This window comes from Vibrio sp. 10N.247.310.17, from assembly GCF_041466605.1.
Classification (GTDB): Bacteria; Pseudomonadota; Gammaproteobacteria; order Enterobacterales; family Vibrionaceae; genus Vibrio; species Vibrio tasmaniensis_A.
The window spans coordinates 1-1806 of the sequence record NZ_JBFSTC010000208.1; the positions used below are offsets into that span (position 1 = coordinate 1).

A 1806-nucleotide genomic window follows, 5' to 3' on the forward strand; every position below is an offset into this window, starting at 1 on the left:
AAAGGTTAATTTACTATGGGAAGAGGTAACATTCAGGTTAGCACTGTTGCTAGTGCCGCACTAACTCATTTTGCCACGATGCTTACAATCCAGCGTAAGGAAAAGAAAATCACTGTAGAAGAGACTTGTTCCCGAGTTGGGGTATCTAAGCCCACTATGATAAAGATTCTTAAAGGTGATCCGTCTGTAAGTATCGGACTCTACTTCGAAACTGCTTGGGTATTAGGTGTTCCTTTATTTGAACCCGATGAAAACCAGTTTGCTATTAAACGTAAAACAAATGCGAAAATTGAGGCATTACTGCCTAATCGAGTAAGAAGGAAAAAGGTAATTTTAGATGATGACTTCTAGTAATCAATGCTTCGTTTGGAAATGGCTTAAAGGACAATCAGAGCCTGTGGTAGCAGGTAGACTCACTATTGATGAAACTGGCCAACATTTTACGTACGGTCAGTCTTACTTGAAACGTTCAGATGCAGAACCAATTTACTCAAATGAATTACCGCTTTCTGCTGGTACTAAGGAACCAGTTCAAGGTATGCCTATATTCTCTTGCTTGCGTGATGCAGCTCCAGATGCTTGGGGACGTAGGGTCATTAATTCTCGGTTGATGGGCAAAGACTACGATGCTGAGTTAGGCGAAATGACGTATTTGATGCATTCCGCTTCAGATCGGATCGGTTCTCTCGATTTTCAAGAATCGGCCACTGAGTATTTTGATCGTTCTACTGATGCGGCAACTCTTGAAGAATTATACAATGCGTCTGAAATCGTCGGTCAAGGTAAGGAAATCTCTTCGGATTTGGATAGAGCACTTATGCATGGTACATCCCTCGGAGGTGCTCGCCCGAAAGCGATGATCACTGGTAATGAAGCTAAGTATATTGCTAAGTTTTCAGCATCAAATGATACTTACGAAGTTGTACAATCAGAATACGTAGCAATGAGGCTTGCCAAGTTAGCAGGACTCAATGTTGCCGAAGTTATTTTTGAAAAAGTATTAGGAAAAGATGTTCTTCTTGTAAGACGCTTTGATAGAGCGTTAGTTGGTGACGTTTGGTGTCGTCGCTCAATGGTGTCCGGGCTGACAGTTTTAGGCTTAGATGAAACATGGGCTAGAGAGGCATCTTACGCAGACCTAGTGAACAATATGAAGCAGTATTGCATCGATTTTACCTCTGATAGCCAAGAGCTATTTGCACGGATGGTATTTAATGTACTGATCGGTAATACGGATGACCATGCTCGAAATCATGCTTTCTTTGTAGAAGGGGAGAAAATATCCCTGTCACCGGCTTATGATATTTGTCCACAAAACCGTACAGGTGGGGAGGCGAGTCATGGAATGAAGATCTTCGAAAATCTTAATTTATCTCTGTTATCACTTTGTATGCAAGCAGCACCAAGTTTCAATATTAAGGCTGAAAAAGCAGAAGAAATTATTAGGTTTCAAATTTCTACGATTACCCAAGAGTTTGAATCCGTGTGTAACGAAGTAGATGTCCCTGAAGTTACGCGAAAGTTACTTTTCAAACGTGTGATATTGAATAACTACATATTCAATGAAATGGAACATTTAAAGCCGCAAGATGGTCATTAAGTAGAATACATGGAATATCTAAATAAACAATGTCCGTACGACATGATGGGTTTTGTCGCAAAGTTTTGCGTTGTCGGTTAAGATTTACTCAATCTTTACCTAATACTCTGAATCTCAATGTTTAAAGGTTGCCACTTCCCCTCTGAAGTTATTCTCGAAACCGTACGTTATTATCTCGCCTATAAACTCAGTTATCGTGAAATTGA

The 1806-nt window shown here is 40.3% G+C and carries 2 protein-coding genes and 1 pseudogene; all 3 read left to right on the top strand.

Annotated features, from left to right (window positions below; translation table 11 throughout):
• The first annotated feature begins 15 nt into the window (after nucleotides 1-15).
• A complete protein-coding gene (locus tag AB6D80_RS24875; protein ID WP_017100095.1) occupies nucleotides 16-351 on the top strand; it encodes a helix-turn-helix transcriptional regulator in 336 nt (111 codons plus the stop codon).
• A complete protein-coding gene (locus AB6D80_RS24880; protein ID WP_017100094.1) occupies nucleotides 338-1600 on the top strand; it encodes a type II toxin-antitoxin system HipA family toxin in 1263 nt (420 codons plus the stop codon). The genes AB6D80_RS24875 and AB6D80_RS24880 overlap by 14 nt, the downstream gene beginning before the upstream one ends.
• A 117-nt stretch (nucleotides 1601-1717) precedes the next feature.
• Nucleotides 1718-1806: pseudogene (locus AB6D80_RS24885) on the top strand (IS6 family transposase); the annotation flags it as partial.

Excerpts from the sequence above, each read along its gene's own strand:
- AB6D80_RS24875 (WP_017100095.1), top strand. The coding sequence starts at position 16 with ATGGGAAGAGGTAACATTCAGGTTAGCACTGTTGCTAGTGCCGCACTA.
- AB6D80_RS24880 (WP_017100094.1), top strand. The coding sequence starts at position 338 with ATGATGACTTCTAGTAATCAATGCTTCGTTTGGAAATGGCTTAAAGGA.